The sequence below is a fragment of the Leclercia adecarboxylata genome (assembly GCF_006171285.1).
Taxonomy (GTDB): Bacteria; Pseudomonadota; Gammaproteobacteria; order Enterobacterales; family Enterobacteriaceae; genus Enterobacter; species Enterobacter barmai.
Map to the genome: position 1 here is coordinate 3302639 of NZ_CP040889.1, position 23823 is coordinate 3326461.

Annotated in this window: 26 protein-coding genes and 1 pseudogene; 17 read left to right on the top strand and 10 right to left on the bottom strand. The window is 57.4% G+C overall.

Annotated elements, in window-relative coordinates; all coding sequences use genetic code 11:
• Position 1: 1 nt before the first annotated feature.
• The 10 genes from FHN83_RS17510 to hypA form a co-directional block, all read right to left on the bottom strand.
• A complete protein-coding gene (locus FHN83_RS17510; protein ID WP_176556502.1) occupies positions 2-1528 on the bottom strand; it encodes a sugar ABC transporter ATP-binding protein in 1527 nt (508 codons plus the stop codon).
• A complete protein-coding gene (locus tag FHN83_RS17515) occupies positions 1528-2136 on the bottom strand; it encodes a DUF2291 family protein (protein ID WP_139564496.1) in 609 nt (202 codons plus the stop codon). Before FHN83_RS17515 ends, FHN83_RS17510 begins: the two co-directional genes overlap by 1 nt.
• An 11-nt stretch (positions 2137-2147) precedes the next feature.
• Entirely contained in the window at positions 2148-3089 is a 942-nt protein-coding gene (locus FHN83_RS17520) for a D-ribose ABC transporter substrate-binding protein (protein ID WP_039031444.1), read from the bottom strand.
• A 135-nt stretch (positions 3090-3224) separates the two neighbouring features.
• Positions 3225-3869, bottom strand: a complete 645-nt coding sequence (gene entD, locus FHN83_RS17525) for an enterobactin synthase subunit EntD (RefSeq protein WP_139564497.1) — start codon at positions 3867-3869, stop codon at positions 3225-3227.
• Between the two features lie 48 nt (positions 3870-3917).
• Positions 3918-6002: a formate hydrogenlyase transcriptional activator FlhA gene (flhA, locus tag FHN83_RS17530; RefSeq protein ID WP_139564498.1), complete on the bottom strand. Its 2085-nt coding sequence runs from the start codon at positions 6000-6002 to the stop codon at positions 3918-3920.
• A 51-nt stretch (positions 6003-6053) separates the two neighbouring features.
• Positions 6054-7064: a hydrogenase expression/formation protein HypE gene (hypE, locus tag FHN83_RS17535; protein WP_139564499.1), complete on the bottom strand. Its 1011-nt coding sequence runs from the start codon at positions 7062-7064 to the stop codon at positions 6054-6056.
• Positions 7061-8182: a hydrogenase formation protein HypD gene (gene hypD / locus FHN83_RS17540; RefSeq protein WP_139564500.1), complete on the bottom strand. Its 1122-nt coding sequence runs from the start codon at positions 8180-8182 to the stop codon at positions 7061-7063. The genes hypE and hypD overlap by 4 nt, the downstream gene beginning before the upstream one ends.
• Positions 8182-8460, bottom strand: a complete 279-nt coding sequence (locus FHN83_RS17545) for a HypC/HybG/HupF family hydrogenase formation chaperone (RefSeq protein ID WP_138369647.1) — start codon at positions 8458-8460, stop codon at positions 8182-8184. The genes hypD and FHN83_RS17545 overlap by 1 nt, the downstream gene beginning before the upstream one ends.
• Positions 8451-9323, bottom strand: coding sequence for a hydrogenase nickel incorporation protein HypB (gene hypB, locus FHN83_RS17550; protein WP_139564501.1), 873 nt, complete (start codon positions 9321-9323; stop codon positions 8451-8453). The genes FHN83_RS17545 and hypB overlap by 10 nt, the downstream gene beginning before the upstream one ends.
• Before the next feature lie 3 nt (positions 9324-9326).
• A complete protein-coding gene (hypA, locus tag FHN83_RS17555) occupies positions 9327-9677 on the bottom strand; it encodes a hydrogenase maturation nickel metallochaperone HypA (RefSeq protein ID WP_039031437.1) in 351 nt (116 codons plus the stop codon).
• Between the two features lie 233 nt (positions 9678-9910).
• Between hypA and FHN83_RS17560 the strand changes: the two genes are divergently transcribed.
• The 17 genes and pseudogenes from FHN83_RS17560 (at position 9911) to FHN83_RS17640 (ending at position 23752) form a co-directional block, all read left to right on the top strand.
• Positions 9911-10369 carry a transcriptional regulator gene (locus FHN83_RS17560; protein ID WP_139564502.1) on the top strand — a complete coding sequence of 153 codons (459 nt, stop codon included), beginning with the start codon at positions 9911-9913 and terminating at the stop codon, positions 10367-10369.
• Positions 10370-10446: 77 nt separating this feature from the next.
• Entirely contained in the window at positions 10447-11052 is a 606-nt protein-coding gene (locus tag FHN83_RS17565; protein WP_138369644.1) for a 4Fe-4S dicluster domain-containing protein, read from the top strand.
• Entirely contained in the window at positions 11052-12884 is a 1833-nt protein-coding gene (gene hycC, locus FHN83_RS17570) for a formate hydrogenlyase subunit 3 (protein ID WP_139564503.1), read from the top strand. Before FHN83_RS17565 ends, hycC begins: the two co-directional genes overlap by 1 nt.
• Before the next feature lie 2 nt (positions 12885-12886).
• The gene (locus tag FHN83_RS17575) at positions 12887-13810 is read left to right on the top strand and encodes a respiratory chain complex I subunit 1 family protein (protein WP_139564504.1); all 924 of its coding nucleotides are present in this window, start codon (positions 12887-12889) and stop codon (positions 13808-13810) included.
• Positions 13811-13825: 15 nt separating this feature from the next.
• Positions 13826-15535: a formate hydrogenlyase subunit HycE gene (hycE, locus tag FHN83_RS17580; protein ID WP_139564505.1), complete on the top strand. Its 1710-nt coding sequence runs from the start codon at positions 13826-13828 to the stop codon at positions 15533-15535.
• A 9-nt stretch (positions 15536-15544) separates the two neighbouring features.
• Positions 15545-16090 (top strand): formate hydrogenlyase complex iron-sulfur subunit, encoded by a 546-nt coding sequence (locus FHN83_RS17585; RefSeq protein WP_139564506.1) that lies wholly within the window; start codon positions 15545-15547, stop codon positions 16088-16090.
• Entirely contained in the window at positions 16087-16851 is a 765-nt protein-coding gene (locus tag FHN83_RS17590; protein WP_039031430.1) for an NADH-quinone oxidoreductase subunit B family protein, read from the top strand. Before FHN83_RS17585 ends, FHN83_RS17590 begins: the two co-directional genes overlap by 4 nt.
• On the top strand, positions 16851-17261 hold the full coding sequence (locus tag FHN83_RS17595; RefSeq protein WP_139564507.1) for a formate hydrogenlyase maturation HycH family protein: 411 nt from the start codon (positions 16851-16853) through the stop codon (positions 17259-17261). The genes FHN83_RS17590 and FHN83_RS17595 overlap by 1 nt, the downstream gene beginning before the upstream one ends.
• Complete coding sequence (gene hycI, locus FHN83_RS17600) at positions 17254-17709, top strand: hydrogenase maturation peptidase HycI (protein WP_139564508.1); 456 nt, start codon at positions 17254-17256, stop codon at positions 17707-17709. The genes FHN83_RS17595 and hycI (FHN83_RS17600) overlap by 8 nt, the downstream gene beginning before the upstream one ends.
• Positions 17710-17896: 187 nt before the next feature.
• Positions 17897-18379, top strand: coding sequence for an Hcp family type VI secretion system effector (locus tag FHN83_RS17605; RefSeq protein ID WP_139564509.1), 483 nt, complete (start codon positions 17897-17899; stop codon positions 18377-18379).
• A gap of 12 nt (positions 18380-18391) precedes the next feature.
• On the top strand, positions 18392-18841 hold the full coding sequence (locus FHN83_RS17610) for an STM2901 family protein (RefSeq protein ID WP_139564510.1): 450 nt from the start codon (positions 18392-18394) through the stop codon (positions 18839-18841).
• A 9-nt stretch (positions 18842-18850) separates the two neighbouring features.
• A complete protein-coding gene (locus FHN83_RS17615) occupies positions 18851-19183 on the top strand; it encodes a DUF1493 family protein (protein WP_139564511.1) in 333 nt (110 codons plus the stop codon).
• 80 nt (positions 19184-19263) lie between these two features.
• Positions 19264-19368 (top strand): annotated as a pseudogene (gene hycI, locus FHN83_RS17620) (hydrogenase maturation peptidase HycI); the annotation flags it as partial.
• Positions 19369-19809: 441 nt separating this feature from the next.
• Positions 19810-20184 (top strand): cell envelope integrity TolA C-terminal domain-containing protein, encoded by a 375-nt coding sequence (locus tag FHN83_RS17625; protein WP_139564512.1) that lies wholly within the window; start codon positions 19810-19812, stop codon positions 20182-20184.
• Between the two features lie 278 nt (positions 20185-20462).
• Positions 20463-21725 carry a DUF4062 domain-containing protein gene (locus FHN83_RS17630; RefSeq protein ID WP_139564513.1) on the top strand — a complete coding sequence of 421 codons (1263 nt, stop codon included), beginning with the start codon at positions 20463-20465 and terminating at the stop codon, positions 21723-21725.
• 116 nt (positions 21726-21841) lie between these two features.
• The gene (locus tag FHN83_RS17635) at positions 21842-22633 is read left to right on the top strand and encodes a DUF4393 domain-containing protein (RefSeq protein WP_139564514.1); all 792 of its coding nucleotides are present in this window, start codon (positions 21842-21844) and stop codon (positions 22631-22633) included.
• Positions 22634-22876: 243 nt separating this feature from the next.
• Positions 22877-23752: a transposase gene (locus tag FHN83_RS17640; protein WP_139564515.1), complete on the top strand. Its 876-nt coding sequence runs from the start codon at positions 22877-22879 to the stop codon at positions 23750-23752.
• Positions 23753-23823 lie beyond the last annotated feature (71 nt).

A 23823-nucleotide genomic window follows, 5' to 3' on the forward strand; every position in this document is an offset into this window, starting at 1 on the left:
CTTAGAACCCCTGAGCACTTGCGGTTACCAGTGCCGATTCTTCGGCCCGATCGCGAACAATATCGGCGGTGAGTTTGCCGCCGGACATCACCAGAATGCGGTCAGATACCGCCATAATCTCTTTCAAATCCGAGGTGGAAAAGACCACCGCAATGCCCTGCTGCGAGAGCTGCACCATCATGCGGAACACGTCGGCTTTGGCCCCCACGTCGATGCCGCGCGTCGGCTCGTCGAGGAACAGCACCTTCGGGTTGGTCAGCAGCGAGCGGCCAATCACCACCTTCTGCTGGTTGCCGCCGCTGAGCGCCTGGATCTCCACCTCCGGGGTCGAGACCTTAATCGACAGGTTGCCGATGGTGCTGGCCACCACCTCCTGCTCGGCCTTTTGCGCGATGGCAAAGCCGCGCTGTAGCCGACGCCACAGGCTGGCGATGGTCAGATTGCTGGCGACCGACGAGCCGGGGAAAATCCCGGTGCGCTTGCGGTCTTCCGGTACCAGGCTCATCCCCATGCGGATGCGCTCGGCGGTGGTCAGCCGCTGGGGCACCGGTTTACTGTCGAGCCACAGCTTGCCGAGATAGTTGCGTTCGGTGCCGAGCATGCACTCGAACAGCTCGGTGCGCCCGGCCCCCATCAGGCCGTAGATCCCGACGATCTCCCCGGCGTTCACCTGGAAACTCACGTCGTTCACCACCGTATTCCCGGCGGCGTTCACGCAGGTAATGTGCTCCGCCTCCAGCACCGGCGCGCCAAAGGTGCGACCCGGCTCGAGGAAATTGCTCACCGGATCGCTGCCCAGCATCTCGCGCACGATCCAGGGCACGTCGATCTCCTGCACCTTCGCCTCGGCCTGGAACTTGCCGTCGCGCAGAATGGTGATCACATCCCCTATCGCCATCAGCTCTTCCAGCCGGTGGGAGATATAGATGATGGTGACCCCCTGGCGGGTCAGCTCGCGGATCACCCGAAACAGGATCTCCACCTCGGTTTTGCTGAGCGCCGAGGTGGGCTCGTCGAGGATCAGGATGTCGGCGTCCTCGGCCAGGGCTTTGGCGATCTCAATCAGCTGCTGCTGTCCGACCTTCAGGTTGCCCACCAGCTCGCGCGGAGAGATAGGCTGATCGAGGCGTTTTAGCAGCTCTGCGGTGCGGGACTCCTGCTCTGCCTCGTTGATCGGCATGACCCCTTTTTGCAGCTCGCGGCCAAGAAAAACGTTCTCCGCCACGTTGAGGTTTTCAAACAGGTTCAGCTCCTGGTGCACCATGCCAATCCCGTGGCGGGCGGCATCCCGGGTACTGGCGAACGTCACCTGTTTGCCGTTGAGCCACATCTCGCCGAGGCTCGGCTGCTGGACGCCGGCAAGGATCTTCATCAGCGTCGATTTCCCGGCCCCGTTCTCGCCGATAATCACGTTCACTTTGCCGCGCCAGACGCGGTAATCGACCTTATCCAGCGCCACGGTGCCGGGAAACAGCATCGAGATCCCGTGGGTGCTGAGGATAATGTCATCTGCCGGGCTCTCGCTCATCACGGCGTCTCCTGTTTCAGTTCCAGCGCCGTCGCATCAACCGCTTTGCCCGCGTTCAGGGTAGCGGCGAACAGGACGGTGGCATCTTTGCCGCTCCAGCTGTCGTCGATTTTCGGCAGATGCTTCACCGCCTCGCGGTTCAGGGCGCGGGAGAGCTGGGCATACTGCACCTGGTTGGTAAATTCATCGAAGCGGAACCCGGCGGCGTCACGGATGGCGTTGCCGCGCATCACCGGCCCGCTCTGGATCTCCACCGGCTGGCCGTTCACCGTCATCACCAGCTTCTGCTCGCGTTCGTTGCTGGCATCCACGCGCTCCACCTTGCCGGTCAGGCGCACGAAGACGCTCTGTGGTTTGGCCGCAGGGGCGTTCAGCTGGGTGGAGAGGGCGCTGGCGTCCAGGGCATGATCCCTGGCGACGTCGAGGATCCGCGGCTGCCAGGTTTGTTGCGCGATCTGCTGTGGGGTCTTGTTGTCAAAGCTCGCTTTGGCATTGGGATCGGCAGGCATAATCGGCTTGCCGAACTCATCCAGATCCACCACGGTGCAGGCCGTCAGCAACAGGGCGGCAGCGCCTGTCAGCGCGGCGCCCCATTGTGTTAAACGCATACTGCCTCCGCTTATTTGCTGAGGTTAAACAGGTTCAGCTTGCTGGCGTTGGACTCGTCGATCAGCACGCAGTCCATCAGCTGCTTCTCGTCTTTTTGCGCTTTGCCATTTTTCAGGTAGTAGTCGGCCTGCTCAACGGCCATCTGGGCCTGCTGCCAGCCCGGCTGCAGCACCGTGGCTTTGATGTTGCCTTTTTTCAGGATCGAGTCGCGGGTGTAGTCGCTGCCGTCAAAGCCGACCACAATCACGTTGTTTTTCCCGGCGGCCTTCAGCGCGGCTTCGGCACCCAGCGCCATGGTGTCGTTACCGGAGATCACGCCCACGATATCCGGGTTGGTCTGCAGGATGGCTTCCATACGGGTGAAGGCTTCGGTCTGGCTCCAGTTGGCGGTCTGCTGCGCCACCATCTTCATGTCCGGGTAGTCGTCGATCACATCGTGGTAGCCCTGGGAGCGCACGCCCGCGTTGGTGTCCGACGGACGGCCCAGCAGCTCAACGTATTTACCTTTGCCGTCCAGCAGCTTGACGAACTTCTCTGCACCGAGCTGCGCACCCTGATAGTTGTTCGAGACAATCTGCGCCACCGCCACGCCGGTTTTGTTGATTTCACGATCGATCAGGAAGGCAGGGACGCCTGCCGCTTTGGCCTTCTCCAGCGGACCGACGGTGGCATCGGCCCCGGCGTTGTCCAGAATGATCGCTTTCGCCTTACGGGCGATGGCGGTCTCAATCAGCTGGTTCTGTTTGTTCACGTCATCGTCGTGCGAGGCGACCAGCGTGGTGTAACCCAGCTCTTTCGCCTTCGCCGCCGCGCCGTCGGCTTCAGCCTTGAAGAACGGGTTGTCGTGTGAGGGGGTAATAATCGCAATGAGTCCGTTATCGGCGGCAAACAGAGAGCCGGAAGCGGCGATCATTGAGGCCAGTAAAGCGGATTTTACAAAGGTCTTGTTCATTCTTTTTCTCCACATTGAATATTTATTCAATAATGATTTATTATTCAATGTAACGATAAGTCTGCCTGATTAAACTGTCTACGGTTCAGGCCGCTAATTTGTTTAAAAGGAGAAAAGGATCACGATCCTGAGCAATTATTCATCACAGATCAGGGTGACAACCGTGGCGTCCGAACGCAGCCAGTGCGCGGTAAATGCCTGATTTTGTGCAAAGGGGGGAAGGGGGCGGGTCAGTATTAAAGTCAGGGTGTCGTTGGTCAGAGCCGTGACGCGGGCGGACTCAAACCCCATCCAGGCCTGCACCTGAGGGAAGAGCGCTTTGAACAGACTCTCTTTGGCGCTGAACGCCAGGGTAAAGGCCAGGGAGAAGGGAAGACCGCACCCGGCCAGCACCCGGGCTTCCTGAACATCAATGACCCCGTCCTGAATCTCACGGGCTTCGCTTTCATCGATAATCGCCTCGCAATCAACCCCAATAAGGCCACCTTCGCGGCAGATCGCCACAGCCAGCGTGCCGCTGTGGGAGAGGCTACCGCTCACCCCCACAGGCCACAGCGGTTCCCCGCTGCTGCCGATGGCGGGAATGGCCTGGCGGTTCAGGGCGTGGAAGGCAGCGATGCGCCCGGCCAGATGGTCGGCTTTGCGCTTGCGCCCGGCGTCAGCCAGCTGGTGGTGGTGCGGGAGCCAGAGCAGATCGGCGTCGGTAAAGGTGGCCGGATCGAAGGTGATGCGGTGAAGGGTCTGCCCGGCGAGAAGAAATGTGGAGTGGTGAGTGTGCATGTTCTTCTCGCCGTGGACAAAAGGAGAGGTATTTTAGCCTGGTGTGACTCAGGAGAGGACGTTTTTGTCGATCCCCAGGCGTTTCATCCGCGACAGCAGGGTGGTGCGCTTGAGCCCCAGACGCTGGGCTGCGCCCCGTGGCCCGGCGATCACCCCGTTGGTCTCTTTCAGCACCCGCAAGATGTGCTGATACTCCTCTTCCCCTTCGCGGATATCGCTGACGGGCGCTTCCGGCGCGGCACTGCTGGCGCGCTGGAAATCGATATCCGGCATCGAAAGCTGCAGGACGTTACCGCGCGTCAGCAGCACCGCCCGCTCAATGACGTTTTCCAGCTCGCGCACGTTGCCGGGCCACTCCATCCGGCTGAGCTGGCGCAGGGTGTCCGCCGGAATGCTGTCGATGTTGCGCCCCAGCCGGTGGGCAATCTTGAAGGTGAAAGATTTCACCAGCAGGGGAATATCTTCCGGGCGCTCGCGCAGCGGCGGGAGGTAGATCGGGAAGACGTTCAGACGGTAATAGAGATCGCTGCGGAACTCGCGGTCGGCCACCATCTTCGTCAGGTCGCGGTTGGTGGCGGCAATCAGGCGCACGTCGGTGTGGATGATGCGGTTGCTGCCGAGGCGCTCAAACTCCTGCTCCTGCAGCACCCGCAGCAGTTTGGGCTGGAGTTCGATGGGCATATCGCCCACTTCGTCGAGGAACAGGGTGCTTTTGTCCGCCAGCTCAAAGCGGCCGATGCGCTGGGCGCTGGCCCCGGTAAAGGCCCCGCGCTCGTGACCAAACAGGTCGCTCTCCAGCAGGCCGGCAGGCATCGCCGCGCAGTTCATCTTCACCATCCGCCTGTCGCTGCGTCCGCTCAGGTTGTGGATGGCGCGGGCGATCAGCTCCTTGCCGGTGCCGGTCTCGCCAAGGATCAGGACGGTGCTGTTGCTCTGGGCCACCATCTCCACCTGCTTCATCACCGTCATCATGGCGCTGCTGCGGCCGATGATTTCGCCGAAGTCGGTGGCGACGTTGTTGATCTGCTCGGTCAGGGCCAGATTCTCATCGATCAGCCGCTCCTTGAGGTGGCTGATTTCCCGGTAGGAGAGGGCGTTATCCACGGCGATGGCGACACGTTCGGCGATCTGGTTCAGCAGCTTCAGGTTGGTGGGGGTGAACACCTGAGCCTTGCACTGGGCCAGCTTCAGGGTGCCGAGCACGCGGTCGCGGAACATCAGCGGGAACAGGCACAGGGTCTGATCCTGCTCGCCCCACATATCAAACAGCATGCGTTCGTAGGGGGCGTGCTGATCCCGGTGGTGCAGGTTAAGCATCAGCATCTGCTTGTTACGCATCACTTTTTCAGAAAGCGTACCCTTCTCATCCACCTCGCTCTGGTCGTGCAGGGGGGCATCTTTGTCCAGATAGTGGGTGGAGTAGACGATGAGCTTCCCTTTGCGGTCGCTGCGCAGCACCATGCTGATGGAATCAATGCCGAAGTTGCGCTGAATTTCGCGGGAAACTTCCATCACCAGCTCATCAAGGTCGAGCTTCGACAGCACGGCGTTGGTGATGGCGACCAGCAGGCGAAAATCGTTACGCTCCCGCCACAGCAGATCGTAGCTGTCGCTGTTGTGCAGCCGGGCCTGGATCTGCTCGACGGCCAGCCCGGCCGCCTGGGTCAGGGTCTGCAGGCGGGAAAAATCGGTATCCGTCCAGGGCACATCCCGGGTGCGCAGAAACTCGCAGCCGCCCAGAATGCGGCCGTCGGCGGCAATCGGCGTCAGGCAGTAGTGGGCGAACGAGGGATAGCGGTCGAGGGCGGCCAGCTGCGGCCAGGTCTCCTGGAAGGTCGCCGCCGTGCAGTGCAGCACGTCCGGGCGCGAAAGCATGCGGCGGAAAGGGCCGTTCGCCAGCATCGGCTCATCTTCATAGCGGATATCGCAACCCTGGTCGTCGGTGCAGTAGAGATAAACCCGGCGCGATTCCGACTGCCAGAGCAGTATGTGGACGCTATCGGCGAGGTTTATCTGCCGGACGTGCTGGGTCAGCGCCTGCGCCAGGGCGCAAAGATCGGTCTGTTGCAGCAGGGTACGGGTAATATCGAACAGTCCTTGATCGATGGGATCGTTCGTGGGTGTATACGACATGCGTTATATCCAGAGTATCCAGAAAAATGAGCGGCTTATGCGCCGCCCGAATCAGCAAATACGCGGCAGTGGCTCGCTGTGGGGCAAATTCAGCGTCCGTTTTACGCCGTACAGCCCGGTGAGTCGTACCCCTTTGTGCTCAACCACCTCGCCGATAATGGCGGCGTTCCTTCCCAGAGGATGTGCCCGCAGCAGCGCCAGCACCCGTTCGGCGGCCTGGCGTTCCACCACGATAGCCAGCTTGCCTTCGTTGGCGAAGTTGAGCGGGTCAAGGCCCAGCAGCTCGCACGCGCCGCGCACGGCGGGCTTCACCGGCAGACTGCCTTCCTGTATTTCAATCCCGCAGCCGCTGCTGGCGGCAAATTCGTGGGCCACGGCATTCACCCCGCCGCGGGTGGCATCGCGCAGGGCTTTGATGCCGGGCTTGCCGCGCAGGGCCTGAATCAGCGGGGTCAGCACCGCGCAGTCGCTCTGCAGATCGCCTTCCAGCCCTAAGCCTTCGCGCAGATTCAGGATCGTGGCGCCATGATCGCCCAGGGTGCCGCTTACCAGCAATACATCACCGGCGTGAATCTGACGCATCCCCCAGTTTACCCCCTCGGGAACGGAACCGATACCTGCGGTATTAATAAACACCTTATCCGCCGCGCCGCGCGGGACGACTTTGGTATCGCCGGTGACGATGGTGATGCCCGCCGCCGCGGCGGTGGCGGCCATGCTGGTAACGATGCGCTCAAGGGTCGCCATCTCCAGCCCCTCTTCGAGGATAAACCCGCAGGAGAGCCAGCGCGGAATGGCTCCGCTTACCGCCACGTCGTTGGCGGTGCCGCAGACCGCCAGCTTGCCGATATCGCCGCCGGGGAAGAACAGCGGGTCAATCACGTAGCTGTCGGTGGAGAAGGCCAGCCGGTCGCCCTGAGCGGTCAGCTCGTGCAGCGGAATGCGGGCCTGATCTTCCTGTTCATCCAGCAGCGGGTTGCTGAAGGCGCGCATAAAAAGCTCGCCGATCAGCTGCTGCATCGCCTGTCCGCCGCTGCCGTGGGCGAGGGTAATCTGTTTCAACTTTCACACTCCTGAGAACGGTACTGATACCAGGCGCTGCACGCCCCTTCCGATGAGACCATCAGCGCGCCAAAGGCGCTTTGCGGCGTACATTTCCCGCCAAACAGCGGGCACTGCGCCGGTTTGCAGCGTCCGGTCAGCACCTCGCCGCAGCGCGCTTCGGGGTCGTCACACACCGCCTGCGCCTGGGGGCTGAAGTGACGTTCGGCGTCGAACTGGCGATACGCCTCGGTAAGGTGCACGCCGGAGTGGGAGATCACTCCCAGCCCGCGCCATTCGCTGTCGCCCTCCACGCCAAACACCTCGGCGATGGCGGCCTGGGCCACGGCGTTGCCCGCTTCCGGTACGATGCGGCGGTACTGATTTTCCACCTGGCTTATGCCAGCGATCTTCTGCTCCACCAGCATCAACACGCCCTGGAGCAGATCCACCGGCTCAAAACCGGCCACCGCCAGCGGGCGCTGATGCTCGGCGGGGATAAAATCGTAGGCGTGAGTGCCAATCACCATGCTGACGTGTCCAGGGGCCAGGAAGGCGTCGATGCCGTTTTCCGGCTGCTCCAGCAGGCTTTTCAGGACCGGGATCAGCGTGATGTGCTGGCAGAAAAAGAAGAAGTTCTGCACGTTCGCCGCTTTTGCCTGCCGCAGGGTCAGGGCGGTGGCGGGCATGGTGGTTTCAAACCCCAGCCCGAAGAACACCACTTTGCGATCCGGGTTCTGCTGAGCCAGCTTCAGGGCGTCGGCGGGGGAGTAGATGATCCGCACGTCCGCCCCGCGCATCCGGGCATCCAGCAGCGAGCCGTTTTTCCCCGGGACCCGCATCGCGTCGCCGAAGGTGCAGAAGATCACCTCCGGGTGGCTGGCGATTTCGATGCAGGTGTCGATCCGCCCCATCGGCAGGACGCAGACCGGGCAGCCGGGGCCGTGAATAAACTCAATGTTGTCGGGCAGGAGCTGGTCCAGCCCGAACTTAAAGATGGCGTGGGTGTGCCCGCCGCACACCTCCATAATGCGCAGCGGACGCGCGGCGGTGTAGGTTAAAAGCTCAGCCCTGGCTTTCAGGGCCGCGATCAGCTGCATTACCTTTTGCGGGTCGCGGTATTCATCAACAAAGCGCATCAGCGGGACTCCTCGCCAAACAGCAGCGACCCGACGTCCGGCTCCACTTCGAACATATTTTGCAGGGCGGCGAGGGTATCCAGCGCCTCCGCTTCGTCAATCACGCTCATGGCAAAGCCGACGTGGACCAGCACCCACTGCCCGAGACGGCTGTTGCCGCTTTCGTCACAATCGCCCACCAGGGTCAGATCCACGTCGCGCAGCACGCCGCAAACTTCGACGCTGGCCTGCATTCCGTCATGAATGGCGCTGATTTTTCCAGGAACGCCTATGCACATCGTTGCGCCTCCAGCCAGGCAAGCCAGGCGTCCATCCCGTCGCCGCGGGTGGCGGAGACTAACAGAATCTCAATCTCCGGGTTCACTTCCCGGGCGGCGGCGAGGCATTTTTCCACGTCAAAGCTGAGGTACGGCAGCAGGTCGACCTTATTGAGCAGCATGATCGACGCGGCGGCGAACATATGCGGGTACTTGAGCGGCTTGTCCTCGCCCTCCGTGACGGAGAGCACCGCCACCTTGTGACGCTCGCCGAGATCGAAGCTGGCCGGGCAGACCAGATTGCCGACGTTTTCAATAAACATGATGCCGCCATCCGCGAGCGGCAGGCGCGCCATCGCGTCCCCGATCATCTGCGCGTCGAGGTGACAGCCCTTGCCGGTGTTCACCTGAATGGCGGGCGTGCCGGTGGCGCGGATCCGCTCGGCGTCGTTAACGGTCTGCTGATCGCCTTCGATCACCGCGCAGGGCACCTGCTGCTGTAAGCGCTTTAAGGTCTCGGTCAGCAGGGTGGTTTTACCGGAGCCGGGGCTGGAGACCAGATTGAGCGCCAGCTGGTGACGGGCGCTGAACAGGGTGCGGTTGCGCCGGGCAATCGCATTGTTTTTGCCGAGCACGTCCATCTCGATGTCGACCATTTTGCGCTGGCTGAGGCCGGGCGCATGGGTGCCCGCTTCGCCGTGGCCGTAATGCAGCTGGCCTTCAAGCGGCTCGGCAGGGGCAAAAGCCTGAGCGTCCACGCGGGTGATGCGCAGCGCCGGGCGTGTGGCCGGCGCAAAGGGGGCGCTGCGAAAAGCGGAGTGAGGATTATGCTCGTCGCCTTCAATATAGAGGTTGCCCTGATCGCAACCGCAGGTGGTACACATGGTTTACTCCTGTTCAATTTCCAGACGCGTGATATGCAGCCCGTCGTCGGCGACGATATTCAGGTTTGCTCCGCCGCACTGCGGGCAGAGGCGTACGCGGTGGGTCACCAGCTCGACGTACGCTTTGCAGTCCTGACACCAGCACTCCGCCTGCTGCTCTTCGAGATGCAGGGCGCAGCCTTCGGCGACCGTCTCCCGGCACACCAGCTCAAAACAAAACTGCAGGGCGCTGCTCTCCACGCAGGAGAACGCCCCGACGCGCAGCCAGACGCCCGTTACGCGTTTGGCCTGGTGCTGATGAGCCTGTTTTTCGATCAATTCCAGCGCCTGCTGGCAGAGGGTGATTTCGTGCATTGTGCTGTTCCCGGTGAAGTCTGGCCGGATAAAGCAATATTGATGCCATGTTTACGTAATGCCTGGCGAGAGGAGACAGGGCGCGCGGTCAAAGATGACGAAATGACATGTCATTTTTTGTGATCGCTGCGGCTTTAAAATTTATTTTCATTAAAAATCAATAAATTAAAAAATGGCACGAAACGTGCTTAAGGAAGCCAACTCTTTTACACATTACGCATCAGGTACGTCACATGACACTTTCCGAATTAAGTGAGAAAGCCAATATCATCGCCGGACAACAGCGGGTACTTCGCTCCCACTGGAACCACTACGGCAATTCATTGATTCAGGCCATCACGCTCTCTAAAGCCAGCCTGCACCTCACCGTGGGCTGTAACACCGACAACGGGCTTGGCTTCTGGCTGTTCGACCACTTCCTTATCCGCGTGACGCCCGAGCAGGCGTTTAACGGCCACATCTTCAATTACACCGTTGAAGTGCGCGACAACCCGGAGTGCGTGCTGATTGGCCGCGCCCGCCTGAGCGACGACGGCATGCTGGACGACACGATCAACATCGACCAGCGCGAGGCGGTTCTGGACCATTTCCTGAATAAAATCAGCGGGATTTACGCCGCGCTTTATCAGGCAACGCAACGCGGCGAATCCCTGACCCTCGCCGTACTGGCGCAGCACCACGCTGCGGTCTGAGCAGGGTGTCGACAGGTGTCGAAAATGACACTTCCGCCCGTTTTTCGTCAAAAATGACTATCACCAGAGGAAACCAGGTGAATCGTTTTGTAATTGCTGATCCCTCGCTCTGTATCGGCTGCCACACCTGTGAGGCCGCCTGTTCAGAAAACCATCGCCTGCATGGCCTGCAAAGCCAGCCGCGGCTGAAAGTGATGCGTAACAGTAAAGACTCTGCGCCGCAGCTGTGTCATCACTGCGAAGATGCCCCCTGCGCCCAGGTCTGCCCGGTCAACGCCATTACCCGCGCCGACGGCGCTATCCAGCTGAATGAAAGCCTGTGCGTCAGCTGCAAGCTGTGCGGCATCGCCTGTCCGTTTGGCGCCATTGAGTTTGCCGGCAGCCGCCCGCTGGCGATCCCCGCCAACAGCAACACCTCGAAAGCGCCGATGGCCCCACCGGCCCCGGCCCGCGTCAGCCCGTTCCTCGACTGGGTGCCGGGCGTGCGCGCCATCGCGGTGAAGTGCGACCTGTGCAGCTTCGACCCGGACGGCCCGGCGTGCGTGCGCACCTGTCCGACCAAATCCCTGCGTCTGGTGAATAACCAGGACATCGCCCGCGCCAGCAAGCGCAAACGCGAGCTGACGATGAATACGGATCTGGGCGATCTGTCGTTGTTCCAGTCGCAACAAGGAGAGCGCTGATGAATGCCTTTTCGTTAATTGACCTGTCGCTGACGTGGTATCTGACCAGCGCCGTGCTGGCGCTGGTGTTCAGCGCCAACCGCACCCTCAGCAACGCCGTTACCGGCTTTAGCGGGGCGATCGCCAGCGCCATGGCGGTGATGGCGGGAGCGGTTTCGCTGCTGGCCGCGCCGCAGCTTGCGGTGCAGCAGGGGCAGATCCCCTGGCTGCACATCGGCATGCAGATGAGCGGGATCCGCGCGGTCTGGCTTATCGCCATCGGCCTGCCGGCGTTTCTCATCAGCCTCTATACCGTCGCCTGGCACCGTCCTGCGCAGTCCAGAAGCACCGGCCTGCTGACCAACCTGCTGATGGCTACCGCCGTCGCCGCGATCATGGTCGATAACCTCGGCTGGCTGGTGGTGATGGCGGAAATCATGGCCCTGTGCGGCGCGTTTCTTACCGGCTGCGCTCAGTCCGGCAAGCTGTGGTTTGTGCTGGGGCGTCTGGGCACGCTGCTGCTGGCCTTCGCCTGCTGGCAGGCGTGGTGCTACTACGGCACCCTGGATTTTGCGGCGATGGGGGCGATGGCCTCCGGACAGGCACCGGGGGCCAGCATCTGGCTGCCGGGTCTGGCGGGCTTTGGCCTGCTGGCGGGCGTCATTCCGCTGCACGGCTGGGCACCCCAGGCGCATGCTAACGCCAGCGCCCCGGCTGCCGCGCTCTTCTCCACGGTGGTGATGAAGGTGGGCCTCTACGGCATGCTGACCGTCGCCCTGAGTGGGGCGCTGCCGCCGCTGTGGCTCGGCGTGCTGCTGCTGGTGATGGGCATGATCACCGCTTTTGTCGGCGGCCTGTACGCCCTGATGGAGCACAACATCCAGCGCCTGCTGGCGTACCACACCCTGGAGAACATCGGCATTATCCTGCTCGGCCTGGGCGCGGGCGTCACCGGCATTGCGCTGCGCAGTCCGCTGCTGGTGGCGCTGGGCTTTACCGGCGGGCTCTACCACCTGGTGAACCACGGCCTGTTTAAAACCACGCTGTTCCTCGGCGCGGGCGCGGTGTGGTATCGCACCGGCCATCGCGATATTGAGAAGCTGGGCGGCATCGGCAAAAAAATGCCGCTGATCTCGCTCTCAATGCTGGTGGGGCTGATGGCGATGGCGGCGCTGCCGCCGCTGAACGGCTTTGCCGGGGAGTGGGTGATCTACCAGTCCTTCTTCAACCTCGGCGGTCACGAGGTCTTTGTCGCTCGCCTGCTGGGACCATTGCTGGCAACGGGACTGGCGATCACCGGCGCGCTGGCGGTGATGTGTATGGCGAAAGTCTACGGCGTCACCTTCCTCGGCGCACCGCGCACTCCTGAAGCGGAAAACGCCTCCTGCGCACCGGGGATGATGACCTTCAGCACCCTGCTGGCGGCGCTCTGCTGCGTGGCGGGCGGCGTGGCTGCCCCCTGGTTGCTGCCGGTGATTAGCCGCCTGTTCCTGGTGAACGGCGGGGCGGTGAACACCGTCTCCCAGCCGATGATCACCCTCCTGCTGCTGGCGGGGCTGCTGCTGCCGTTTATCGTGCTGGTGGTGTTCAAAGGCAATCGCCTGCCGAACCGCTCCCGCGGCTTCGCCTGGGTGTGCGGGTACGATCACGAGCAATCGATGGTCATCACCGCCCACGGCTTTGCCATGCCGGTTAAAGAGTCCTTCGCGCCGGTGCTGAAGCTGCGCAAATGGCTCAACCCGGTTCGCTTTATCCCCGGCTGGCAGTGCGACTGCACCGCCGTGCTGTTCCACCGTATCGCCCTGATTGAGCTGGCGGTGCTGGTGGTGGTTGTCATCTCCCGAGGAGCCTGAACATGACTTTGATATACGCACTGATTCAGGCGCTGGTGCTGTTTGCCCTCGCGCCGCTGCTGGCTGGCATCACCCGCGTGGCGCGTGCCCGGATGCATACCCGCCGCGGGCCGGACGTCTTCCAGGAGTACCGGGATCTCATCAAGCTGCTGGGCCGCCAGAGCGTGGCGCCTGCCGCCGCGGGCTGGGTGTTCCGCCTGATGCCCTTTGTGATGGTGGGGGTAATGTTTGCCATCGCCTCGGCGCTGCCGGTGATCACCCTGGCCTCGCCGCTGCCTGCGCTGGGCGATCTCATCACCCTGATCTACCTCTTCGCCATCGCGCGTTTCTTCTTCGCCATCGCCGGGCTGGATACCGGCAGCCCGTTCACCGGGATCGGTGCCAGCCGCGAAGCGATGCTCGGGGTGCTGGTGGAGCCGATCCTGCTGCTCGGCCTGTGGGTCGCCGCTCAGGTGGCGGGCACCACCCACATCAGCGCGGTCACGCAGACCATCTACCACTGGCCCGCGGCGCACAGCGTGACGCTGATCCTGGCGATGTGCGCCTGCTCGTTCGCCACCTTTATCGAGATGGGCAAGCTGCCGTTTGACCTCGCCGAAGCGGAGCAGGAATTGCAGGAAGGGCCGCTGTCGGAGTACAGCGGCGCGGGCTTTGCCCTGCTCAAGTGGGGCATCAGCCTGAAACAGCTGGTGGTGCTGCAGATGTTCGTCGGGGTGTTTATTCCCTGGGGACAGATGACGCAGTTCTCCATCGGCGGCCTGGTGCTGGCGGTGGTTATCGCCGTGATCAAGCTGGTGGCGGGCGTGCTGGCGATCGCCCTGTTTGAAAACAGCATGGCGCGCCTGCGCTTTAACGCCACCTCACGGATTACCTGGACCGGTTTCGGTCTGGCATTTTTAGCTTTCGTCTCCTTGCTGGCGGCGTGATTTTAGAGAATAACCATGTCTGAAGAAAAAGTTGGTCAACACTATCTCGCCGCACTGCATCAGGCCTTCCCTGGCGTGGTGCTGGATGAAGCCTGGCAGACCAAAGACCAGATCACCGTCACGGTGAAAATTAACTACCTGCCGGAAGTGGTCGAGTTCCTGTATTACAAGCAGGGCGGCTGGCTGTCGGTGCTGTTTGGTAACGACGAACGCCAGCTCTGCGGCAGCTACGCCGTCTACTACGTGCTGTCGATGGAGCAGGGCACCCGCTGCTGGCTCACCGTGCGCGTGGAAGTGGACGCCGATAAGCCGGAGTTCCCGTCCGTCACCCCGCGCGTGCCTGCCGCCGTCTGGGGCGAGCGCGAAGTGCGCGATATGTACGGCCTGATCCCGGTCGGGCTGCCGGACGAGCGCCGCCTGGTGCTGCCGGACGACTGGCCGGACGAACTCTATCCGCTGCGTAAAGACAGCATGGATTACCGCCAGCGCCCGGCGCCGACCACCGACAAAGAGACTTACGAGTTCATCAACGAACTCGGGGATAAGAAAAATAACGTGGTGCCGATTGGCCCGCTGCACGTTACCTCTGATGAGCCGGGCCACTTCCGCCTGTTCGTTGACGGCGAGAACATCATCGACGCCGACTACCGCCTGTTCTACGTCCACCGCGGCATGGAGAAGCTCGCCGAAACGCGGATGGGCTACAACGAAGTGACCTTCCTTTCCGACCGCGTCTGCGGCATCTGCGGCTTCGCCCACAGCACGGCCTACACCACCTCGGTCGAGAACGCGATGGGGATCGTGGTGCCGGAGCGCGCCCAGATGATCCGCGCCATCCTGCTGGAGGTGGAGCGTCTGCACTCGCACCTGCTCAACCTCGGTCTGGCCTGCCACTTTGTCGGCTTTGACTCCGGCTTTATGCAGTTCTTCCGCGTGCGCGAGACCTCCATGAAGATGGCGGAGATCCTCACCGGGGCGCGTAAAACCTACGGCCTGAACCTGATCGGCGGCATCCGTCGCGACCTGCTGAAAGAGGACATGATCGCCACCCGCCTGCTGGCCCAGCAGATGCGCCGCGAGGTGCAGGATCTGGTGGATATCCTGATGAGCACGCCGAACATCGAACAGCGCACCCTGGGCATCGGCCGCCTCGACCCGCAGATCGCCCGTGACTTCAGCAACGTCGGCCCGATGGTGCGCGCCAGCGGCCACGCCCGCGATACCCGCGCCGATCACCCGTTTGTCGGTTACGGCCTGCTGCCGATGGAAGTTCACAGCGAGCAGGGCTGCGACGTCATCTCCCGCCTGAAGGTGCGTATCAACGAGGTCTTTACTGCCCTCAACATGATCGACTTCGGCCTTGACAACCTGCCGGGCGGCGCGCTGATGGTGGAGGGCTTCACCTACATCCCGAACCGCTTTGCGCTGGGCTTCAGCGAAGCGCCGCGCGGGGATGATATCCACTGGAGCATGACCGGCGACAACCAGAAGCTCTGGCGCTGGCGCTGCCGGGCGGCCACCTACGCTAACTGGCCGACCCTGCGCTACATGCTGCGCGGCAACACCGTCTCCGACGCGCCGCTGATTATCGGCAGCCTCGACCCGTGCTACTCCTGCACCGATCGCATGACGGTGGTCGACGTGCGCAAGAAGAAAAGCAAGGTGGTTCCGTACAAGGAACTGGAACGCTACAGCATTGAACGCAAGAACTCGCCGCTGAAATAAGGACTTGCCATGTTTACCTTTATCAAAAAAGTGATCAAAACCGGCACGGTCACGGAGTCGTATCCCCTGGCGCCGATTGCAGTGGATAAAAATCTGCGCGGCAAGCCGGAGCACGACCCGCAGCAGTGTATCGGCTGCGCGGCCTGCGTGAACGCCTGCCCGTCCAACGCCCTGACGGTGGAGACGGACCTACAGTTCGGCCAGCTGACCTGGCAGTTCAACCTTGGGCGCTGCATCTTCTGCGGACGCTGCGAAGAGGTCTGCCCGACCACCGCCATTAAGCTCTCTCAGGAGTACGAGCTGGCGGTGTGGAGCAAAGCGGATTTCCTGCAGCAGTCGCGCTTTGACATCTGTAACTGCCGGGTCTGCAAACGCCCCTATGCGGTACAGAAAGAGATTGATTACGCGATTGCCCTGCTGCGCCACAACGGCGATAAGCGCGCCGAATCGCATCGCGAGAGTTTTGAAACCTGCCCGGACTGCAAGCGCCTGCAGGGGCTGACCCCGGCGGACAAGATCCAGCTGACCCGGGAAATGGAGGAAGCGACACGATGAGCGAACTGTTAGGGCCACGTAACGAGCAGGGGATGCCGGTCCCGGTGACGGTGGACGAGTCCATCGCCAGCATGAAGGCCTCGCTGCTGAAAAAAATCAAACGCTCCGCCTACGTCTACCGCGTGGACTGCGGCGGCTGCAACGGCTGCGAGATTGAGATCTTCGCCACCCTGTCGCCGATTTTCGACACCGAACGCTTCGGCATCAAGGTGGTGCCATCCCCGCGCCACGCCGACATTCTGCTGTTCACCGGGGCGGTGACCCGCGCGATGCGCTCTCCGGCGCTGCGCGCGTGGGAGTCCGCGCCCGATCCGAAGATCTGCATCTCCTACGGGGCCTGTGGCAACTCCGGCGGCATCTTCCACGACCTGTACTGCGTCTGGGGCGGCACTGACAAGATCGTCCCGGTGGATGTGTACATCCCGGGCTGCCCGCCGTCGCCAGCCGCCACGCTGTACGGCTTTGCCATGGCGCTGGGACTGCTGGAGCAAAAAATCCACGCCCGCGAACCGGGGGCGCTGGACAACCAGCCTGCCGAGATCCTGCATCCTGAGATGGTACAGCCCCTGCGGGTGCGCATCGACCGCGCCGCGCGTCGTCTGGCGGGCTACCGCTATGGCCGCCAGATCGCCGACGACTTTATGCGTCATCTGATCGAGGGCGACGCGAGCGTGGCCCGCTGGCTGGCGAACGAGAACGATCCGCGCCTGAACGAGATCGTCGCCAACCTCATTGAGGTGGTCGGGCAGGAGCGTGTGTGATGAGTGAGACGGTGGTATTCAGCCAGCTCAGCCGCAAGTTCATTGACCAGAATGACGACACCCCCGCCGATGCCCAGCAGGTGATCTACTACGGGCTGGCCATCGGCCACCATCTGGGGGTGATCGACTGCCTGGAGGCGGCGCTCACCTGCCCGTGGGAGGCCTATCTGGACTGGATCGCCACCCTGGAGGAGGGGAGCGAGGCGCGGCGCAAAATGGAGGGCGTGCCGCGCTACGGGGAGATCGTCATCGACGCGAACCACATTGTGATGCTGGCCAGCGCCTTTGACGCCGCAATCGCGCGCCAGACGGCGCAGCAGCAGGAATGGAGCCGGGCGATGCTCGGTATGCTCCACGCCATTCACCAGGAAAACGCCATCTACCTGATGGTGAGGAGGCAACGTGACTGATGTATTACTCTGCGTCGGCAACAGCATGATGGGCGACGACGGTGCCGGTCCGCTGCTGGCCGAGATGTGCCGGGAAGCGCCGCGCGGCGACTGGGTGGTGTTCGACGGCGGTAGCGCCCCTGAGAACGACATCGTGGCGATCCGCGAGCAGCGCCCGGCGCGGTTGTTGATTGTCGATGCCACCGACATGGGGCTCAACCCCGGCGAGATCCGCCGCATCGACCCGGACGACATCGCAGAGATGTTTCTGATGACCACCCACAACATGCCGCTGAACTACCTGGTGGATCAGCTGCGCGAAGATGTGGGGGAGGTGATTTTCCTGGGGATTCAACCGGATATTGTTGGGTTTTATTATCCGATGACGGAAGCGATTAAAGCTGCTGTGGAGAGGGTTTATGAAAGCCTGCTGGACCGGGACGGGGTGTTGGTGTTTGGGGAGTTGTGAGGGGTTATTCTGTACGGATCTAACAACTGAATAGCTGATATTTGCCGAAATCCACAGCGGGAAACCAACAGACCACGTTTAATTCGGAAGCCGTGTAAGCGGCTTTTTTATACATGCCGTATAATTCCCGTGCTATTTCTGTATAATCCACGCTAAAAATAGGGATTTACAACAAGGAGATATGGAAATGGCTATTCCTGGCAACATGTGGCTTTACGACGATGGCGGCGCTCTAATTAAAGGTGGCTGCGATGTTCAACACCGTGACTACAGCATTGAATTCAAGGGTTTTCACCATAACTTATCCATACCAACCGATAATTTTACCGGTAAACCAACAGGCCCGCGCCAGCATTCGGCAATGCTGATCACCAAAGAGTTCGATCCCTCCTCCCCATACCTGTATAAAGCAGTAGCCACCGGCCAGCGCTTAGTTAAATGCGAACTGAAATTCTATAAAATTAATGATGCAGGTCAGGAAGCGGAATACTTCAATATTCTTCTTGAGGGCGTTCGTATTGTTTCAGTTACCCCTACAATGGCTTCTCCGGAAGATCGGAATAACAATCACTTTGAATCGGTGGAGCTTCGCTACGAAAAAATCACATGGAAGCATAATGATGGGAATATTATTTTCACCGATGCATGGAACGAGCGCCAGAAGGCTTAACGAGGTGAGTGGATGGATACCACAGAAGAAAGAAACGGAACGTACTTTTATCACGGTCAATCTAACCTGACAGCTGGCGAACTATTTGATGTGATATTCCTCGAGCAATTTTGTGATGAATTGGGGCTCGGCGTTTCGGCAGGTGCTGCTATCCTTGCTGGTCAACCATGGCTGGAAACAAGAACGAAGCCAGGAACGGCTATCAAAGGAACGAGTGTTGTCTCTAAGTATGCGCGAATGCTGCTTAAGGACACAAAAGTACCCTTTGGCTTGAGAGTTAAAACACCCGTCGGTATAAGCATGAGGAAGACTACCAGCCTCGCCGCTGTCATTGCTCGTTATGTTCCGTGGATTGGCTGGGTTGGTCTGGTCAATTCATTGTACCAAGTCTCACGTAAGACTCAGGCAAAATACAACCTGATTGCTCGCCCTAAAGACCGTATTCAGTTCACATCTTTTTGAAGCAAAAATATGACGATCGCTAATCAGGTACTTGAGTTATTCAACGAAGAGATCTCGAAGGAACTCGACAATAACGGCAATGAGGTCATGCTTGTACTGGATTCTGATTTATTTGACGTGCCAGGAGATGATCTACACCACGTCTTAAATAAGTACGAACAGATATTCAAAGTTGATCTGTCAAATGTGAAGTGGAGTTACTATTTCCCCTGGCAGAATATTCCTCGGCTAAAACGATGGTTTGGTAAAGTAAAACAGCAAGAAGTCGAGGCAACCCGCTTACCACTTACCGTACGTATGTTCGCTGAATCCGCCGAAGCGGGTAAATGGTTATTTGATTAAGGTAAGCCTGCGGGGCCTGGATGTTTAGCTCATACCTATTAGTTCTGCTAGCTGTTCGAAATCCGAACAGCATGATGGGCGACGACGGCGCTGAGATGTTTATGATGACCACCCATAATATGCCGCTGAACTACCTGGTGGATCTGCTGCGCGGGGATGTGCGGGAGGTGGTGTTTTGGGGAGTTGTAGCGCGTAACCACCAAGGTGTCTCTCTGGAAGTGCCCGGTGGCGGCTAGCGCCTTACCGGGCCTACTTATTAATAGAGCGGGTTTTGTAGGCTGTGCAAGGCGTCAGCCGTCGCCCGGCAGAAGCGAGCACAATGTTTAAACCAGGTCGCTGACTGCGTGTACCTCTCTGAAAATGCCCGGTGGCGGCTAGCGCCTTACCAGGCCTACTTATTGATAGAGCGGGTTTTGTAGGCCGTGCAAGGCGTCAGCCGCCGCCCGGCAGAAGCGAGCACCATGGTTAAACCAGGTTGCTGACTGCGTATACCTTTCTACCGGATCTGTGCCTGTGTTGTTATGAGTTCTGATTTTCGTTAAGTGGTAAACCGAAATTTATTTTGACGGGTATATGAGAATGGGAGTTAAGGCGTGAGGTTGCGTGAAAGTGCAGGGAAGATATTTATGCTCGCAGCTGTGGTCAGCCTGGCGGCGGGTTGTGCGCCGTTACAGCCTTCTGGTTGCCATAAAACCACCGCGATGGGTAGTTGCAGTTCTGGCCGCTGGGACGATCAGGATGAATGGGGTGCGCAGGCGCGGGGTATTAAGGCGGCAATAGAGGAAAAAATCGCTGAGCCAGAACGCTGGAAGGGCAAGAAATGCAGGCTGCATATCGAGTTTGCGCAGGATGGCAGGGTTTTGAAGGTGTCTACCAGCGATGGCGATAAAGGGTATTGTGAGGCGGTGAAATTGGCGGCCCAAAAAGCGAAGTTTCCGGCTTTTAGTAATCCGGAGGTGTATCGGGATTTTCAGAAGGTTGGGTTTGATATGCGGGGGTAGGTGGGAATTATTGTGGGAATGTCTGATTATGATTCATAAGGGTACATTGTAACATTCAGAATGTTAGCGCTTTAATAAAACTCGTTCTCATCAGGAGTCATACAATACTTGTTAGGTAAATTAACCCATATTAGTTGTTCTCAGAAATACTAGCTTCGCCAACAACATATTGTAAGTTATACAGAAGCAATGTATTGTTCTGTACATTAAATTTACAAAGACAGCAAAGTCTGTGTTTAAATACGGATCTTTCCGTCGCAAAAGCATTGGGCATTTAAATGAGCCGTCCTACATTTTTCATCTCGTCGACGATTTACGATTTCAAAGATCTGAGATCTGCATTAAAGTATTGTCTCGAGGAGCAAGGGGCAATCGTCCTTGCATCTGAGTTCACTGACTTTCAGAAGCCTTTGGATCAGCATAGCTATGATGCATGTTTGACTGCCATGCAAAAAGCCGACTATTTCGTCCTTCTGATCGGCAGCCGCGTCGGTGGTTGGTATGACGAAAGCAACAAAATTAGCATTACCCATCAGGAATATCGGAAAGCCTACGAGCTTCACAAGCAAGGGAAAATGAAAATCCTTAGCTTTGTTAGGAGCGAGGTATGGCAATACCGTGAGCAGCGCAATGAGTTGAAGAAGCTTTTGAAGGATGAAGCTGTTGATCTTTCACTTAGTCAGCATTTACTCAATGCTCCAAGCAAATTTGCATCTGATGCTGAAGCACTCGCGAATTTCATCAATGAAGTTGGTCGAAACGCAGAAACGAAAAAAGCGCTTAGGGAAGGCTCCCCGCTTCCTACAGGTAATTGGATACACACGTTTTCCAATTTTCGAGATATTTGGAACGTTGTTCAGTCTCAGGTTCTCACGGGGTTGCCTGTAGATAATCTTGCATTTAGGCGTCTCTTAGCGCGGGAACTGACAGAGATCCTTAAGTCGGGGCTAGTGAAGTTCAGAGAAGAAGCCGTTTACTCCCCTATAAATACTGTTGTCAACTTCCACAGAGAGCATAAACTTACGCTTGAGGGCCGTAACAACCAACGTTCAGTGATTAGCCGTAAGCATTGGAATCAAATGTCGACGTTTGGTATTCACCTATTGGGTGATCGGTTTCAGAGTCAAATAGTCGATCGGGCACTTGAGACAAGTCATTTTCTATATTTCGATCAAAAAATTAATGGTTTCGTCGAAACATCTGTGTATGAAGCGTTATTTAAACTTCAGACTGAAATGCGGTCCCTCAATCGAGTAAATGCGACAGATGTGTTATCGGTGATTTTTGAAAACTCACCAGCCCAAAGGGGGGACACGGGCGACTCTATCGACATAGATACAACCAAGCTCCTTGCTTTCCTACATCTTATGGACCGATGGTCAAACGTTGTTCAGCTAAGCCAAGCGATTCTTAAACATCTTTACGGAAACGACTTCGTTATGCCATATCTTCGGCCACGCTCACCAATAGCAGATATGAATGAATTGATTGCAGCAGAATCTCCGTCCGATGAAGATATCTTAAAATACTTGGAAGTATAGTTTGTGGTGATTAACGAATAGTTGCACGGACATTTGATCTGCAAACCATTTTTGCTGCAGTAGAAAGAGGCAGCTTAACAAAATAGGTAAATTTAGAATTATATAATGGAGACAAGATGATAGATGAGAGTGCGAAAGCTATAGCCGAAAAGCTCGCTGTTCCTGTTTATGAAGATGCTCTGCGGCCTTTTACTAAAGAATTATCCAAAGGACTAGTCTCTATTGCCAGAATGGTAAATTCTGGAGTATTTCTAGTAGAAGACAGTGTCCATGCGATGACAAGCGTCTTGCGGATGACAGCTGAGAACCTGGCACTATTACCACCCAAGCAAATTTCATTCGATAGGCCAAGGGTTGCTCTACAGGCTCTAAATGAGGCCAAATTTGCAATAAATGAAGATGAAATACAGCGACTTTTTTCAAATTTAATATCCACAAGTCTAGACAAGAAAACTTCAGGGATTGCTCATCCGGCGTACATCGAAATAATCAAGCAGATCCAGTCGGATGAGGCTAGGATTCTGCGGTTTATGTTTAATAAAGAAACCCACAGAAAAGGTCATGCCCCAATAATTGATATAGTCCAACAAAATTCTGAAGATAGTAACTTCAGAATCACATCAACTACGCCGGAAGTAAACCTAATTTGTGAAGATGCTGAATGTGATAACTCCGAAAATTCAGTTATGTATTTTTCTAATTTGAAACGGTTAGGTTTGCTTATTCCCACAGCAGGAACTTCTTTCCCAAAGGAAGAACATGAAAGAATTTTTTTATCAGATAAAGCAAAAAAAATATGTAGTCAAAATTCGCATTTAGATAGAGTCTCTTATACAAACAGCCAATATAGTTTTACAGGCTTTGGTGGAAACTTTGTCGGTTCGTGTATTGGCAGACATAGCATTTAAGTAGTCAATAAGCTGTGTCGGTTATCCAAGATATAGCGATCATAATTCGCTCACAGCAGACCTCGGATGCTTTAGGCTTCCTGTTAGTGACATGAGTGGAAGCAGAAATTCTAATACAGTGTAAGATTTAAATAAGAAATTTAAAATTGGTAATTAGGATTTGATTAAATTTTCGTTATTCCCATTTATACTAGTGAACTATATAATCAATGTGCTGATGGTTATTATTTAACGGAGGGGGAAATGAGGTTATCACGATCGCTGTGCAAAGTTGTTGGGGACGCCATAGCTAATACAGGATCACATGCAGCGTTAGAATCACTCTTTTTCTCCGCTGGCGCTCCCGGTGCTCCGCCACAAGGATCTCATGGTACAAAGTGGAAGGACTGGCTGTACCTATCTGGACAGGACACGGAAACAGATAGCCTTTCCGTTTTAGGTGGGGTCATCGAAGAGTTTATGGATGTTCCTCCAAAAGAAGAAACCCCCGAATTTTTTGAATGGTTTGAAAAAAGAGCAAGAATTGAAGTTGCGTTACATGATAACGGTTTTCGATATTATCGTTTTGGACGGATATTACCTTTGGGCCACATCCCAACAGATGAAATCCTAAATATAGGGTCGGCAAGCAACACGCACCAGCCGGTTATGCCTGAGAAAATAGAGGTTTTACTGGAAAGATTGGTTAAAGGTTTGCAGCGAGCAATGCATCCTCTCACACATCGTAGGAAAGGAAGTCAAACTTTAACCTTCAATAATGAATACGATGTTCAAGATTTACTTCATTCATTATTGAGGCCATGGATTCAGGATATACGTTCAGAAGAATTTACCCCTAGTTATGCTGGTTCTAGCACCAGAATGGATTTCCTTTTGCCTGCGCATAAACTTGTTCTTGAAACAAAAATTGTTCGTGATCGTAGTCATGCAAAAAAAATAGGTGACGAACTTATAATTGATATTGAGCATTACAGACGACATATTGATTGCAGGAATTTGTGGTGTGTTATATACGACCCCAATAAATATATAACGAATTCACAAGGGCTTAAATCTGACTTGGAAGGGGAACGTTCAAGCAAAGACGGAGAAGTCACAGTTAAAGTGTATGTAATCTAATGAGCGTCTGTACGTCATCATTGACATTACCCATTTTATTACACGTCTGTGATAAGTTAAATGTATAGTGG